The sequence below is a fragment of the Rhizobacter sp. P2_H3 genome, assembly GCF_056403355.1.
Genome location: NZ_JBFUFQ010000410.1, coordinates 1 through 2,570 on the forward strand (window position 1 = coordinate 1; position 2,570 = coordinate 2,570).

The following is a 2,570-nucleotide window of genomic DNA, read 5'->3' on the forward strand; positions in this document are numbered from 1 at the left end:
GCGCCGGCGGCGATGGCGCAGATCGTGCTGTCCCTGATGCGGGGGTTGGCGAGGGCACCGATACTCCCGGGCTGGGCCCGAACCACCCTTGATTCGACCTATACCGACACGCAGACAACCCCCATACCGGCGACCGATCGCCGCCGACCTCACTCYCCCCTCCTTTCCGGCCGTCCCCTCCTTCATGTTGAGTGCCCATCACCTCCGCTGCTCGCGCGGCGACCGGACCCTGTTCGCCGACCTGAGCCTGTCGCTCGCGCCGGGCCGCTGGCTGCAGGTGGGCGGCATCAATGGCGCCGGCAAGACGACGCTGCTGCGCACGCTGGTCGGCCTGAACCCGCCGGATGACGGCGAGGTGCGCTGGAACGACACCCCGATCCGGGCGGCCGGCGAGGATTTCCGGCGCGCCTGCCTGTACCTGGGCCACCACGCGGCGGTGAAGGACGAGTTGTCGCCGGTCGAGAACCTGCGCCAGGCCTGTGCGATCGATGGCGTGGCGCTGGACGACGCCCAGGCCGGCGACGCGCTGCGCCGCATCGGCCTGCGCGGGCGCGGCCATTTGCCGACGCGCGTGCTGTCGGCCGGCCAGAAGCGGCGCGTGCTGCTGGCGCGGCTGCTGGTGCGGCCGGCCACGCTGTGGGTGCTGGACGAGCCGTTCGCCGCGCTCGACACCGATGCGGTGGCGCTGATGGGCGAGCTGATCGGTGYGCACCTGGCGCAGGGGGGGCTGGCGATCCTGACGAGCCACCAGCCCGCGCCGTTGCCGGCCGGCGAATTCGTGAGCCTCGCGGCATGAACACCCTCCTGGTCGCCCTGAGGCGTGATTTGCTGCTGGCCGCACGCCGGCGCAGCGAGGTCGTCACCGCCCTCTTCTTCTTCGTGGTCGTCGTGAGCCTGTTCCCGCTGGGCATCGGGCCGGAGCCGGCGATGCTGCGCCGCATCGGCCCGGGCGTGCTATGGGTTGCTGCCTTGCTGGCCACGCTGCTCGGCCTGCCGCGGCTGTTCGCGAGCGACCATGCCGACGGCACGCTGGAGCAGATGGCCCTGTCGCCGCGCCCCTTCGCGCTATTGGTCGCTGGCAAGATCGCAGCGCACTGGCTGCTGTGCGGGCTGCCGCTGGTGCTGCTGGCGCCGCTGCTCGGTTTGCAGTTCAACCTGAACCCCGGCGAGCTGCAGGTGTTGATGCTCGCGCTGCTGCTGGGCACGCCGGTGCTGAGCCTGATCGGCGCGATCGGTGCCGCGCTGACGCTCGGCGTGCGCGGCGGCGGCACCCTGCTCGCGCTGCTGGTGCTGCCGCTGTACGTGCCGACGCTGATCTTCGGCGCCGGCGCCGTTGAGGCGCAGAGCGCCGGGCTGGGCTCGTCGGCGCAGTTGTCGATCCTCGGGGCGCTGTTGGCGCTCGCCGTATTCTTCGCACCCTGGGCCACCACCGCGGCCCTTCGCATCGCAATCGAATGATGGAAAAAACCTCCGCCAGCCCCTGGATGCGCTATGCATCGCCAGCGACCTTCTACCCGCTTGCCGGCAAGCTGCAGCCGTGGTTTGCAGGCCTTGCCGCGCTGCTGACAATTGCCGGCCTGTGGATCGGCTTCTTCGTCGCACCGACCGATGCGACGCAGGGCGAGGGTTACCGGATCATCTTCGTGCACGTGCCGGCGAGCTGGATGTCGATGGTGATCTATTGCGCGATGGCGTTCTGGGCCGGGATCGGCCTGGCGTTCAACACGCGGCTGTCGTCGATGATGGCGTCGGCGCTGGCGCCGACGGGAGCGATCTTCGCGCTGCTGTCGCTGGTGACCGGCTCGCTGTGGGGCAAGCCGATGTGGGGCACCTGGTGGGTGTGGGACGCACGGCTCACGTCGGAGCTGATCCTGTTCTTCCTGTACCTCGGTTTCCTCGCGCTGCAGGCTGCGATCGAAGACCCGAAGCGGGCTGACCGCGCCGGCGCCGTGCTGGCGCTGGTGGGCGTGGTGAACGTGCCGATCATCTATTTCTCGGTGAAGTGGTGGAACACGTTGCACCAGGGGGCGACGATCTCGATGACGAAGTCGCCGTCGATGGCCATGACGATGCTGTGGGGCATGCTGCTGATGGCGCTGGCCTTCTGGATGTATTCGATCGCCGTGGCGCTGGCCCGGGTACGGAACATCATCCTCGAACGTGAACGGCACGCCGACTGGGTGCGTGGCGTCGTGGAGAACGCATGATGCAGTGGAACAGCGTGGGTGATTTCTTCGCGATGGGCGGCTACGCCTTCTACGTCTGGGGCAGCTTCGGCGCGTGTGCCCTGGCGATGCTCGTCGAGAGTCTGCTGTTGCGCCAGCAGCGCGCGGAACTGTTGCGATCCCTCAAGGATCAGCACGAGGCATGAAAACCCTTCTCGTCTCGTCCATGGCGCACTGCGTAACGAAAACGCAGGCTGCTCCGACACCGTCGAACACGCTGGGTTCGTGTGGGGCGGCGGGCGGTATGCGCTGGGGGCGACTTCTGGGGCGACGAAGAAGATCGGTTTCGGGGCTGGCGCGCGCCAGCGCGCTTCGTAGACTGACTCATCGGCTGTGTTTGACCAC

At 68.6% G+C, this 2,570-nt stretch carries 4 protein-coding genes; all 4 read left to right on the forward strand.

Going from position 1 to position 2,570, the window contains the following annotated elements; all coding sequences use genetic code 11:
* Positions 1-184 precede the first annotated feature (184 nt).
* From ccmA to ccmD, 4 genes are read left to right on the forward strand one after another with little or no spacing between them, the layout of a single operon-like run.
* Entirely contained in the window at positions 185-796 is a 612-nt protein-coding gene (gene ccmA / locus AC1D1T_RS31645; protein WP_477993326.1) for a cytochrome c biogenesis heme-transporting ATPase CcmA, read from the forward strand.
* Entirely contained in the window at positions 793-1,458 is a 666-nt protein-coding gene (ccmB, locus tag AC1D1T_RS31650; RefSeq protein ID WP_047588241.1) for a heme exporter protein CcmB, read from the forward strand. The genes ccmA and ccmB overlap by 4 nt, the downstream gene beginning before the upstream one ends.
* Positions 1,458-2,207, forward strand: coding sequence for a heme ABC transporter permease (locus AC1D1T_RS31655; RefSeq protein WP_477827883.1), 750 nt, complete (start codon positions 1,458-1,460; stop codon positions 2,205-2,207). The genes ccmB and AC1D1T_RS31655 overlap by 1 nt, the downstream gene beginning before the upstream one ends.
* The gene (gene ccmD, locus AC1D1T_RS31660; RefSeq protein WP_369822955.1) at positions 2,204-2,371 is read left to right on the forward strand and encodes a heme exporter protein CcmD; all 168 of its coding nucleotides are present in this window, start codon (positions 2,204-2,206) and stop codon (positions 2,369-2,371) included. Before AC1D1T_RS31655 ends, ccmD begins: the two co-directional genes overlap by 4 nt.
* The last annotated feature ends 199 nt before the right edge of the window (positions 2,372-2,570 follow it).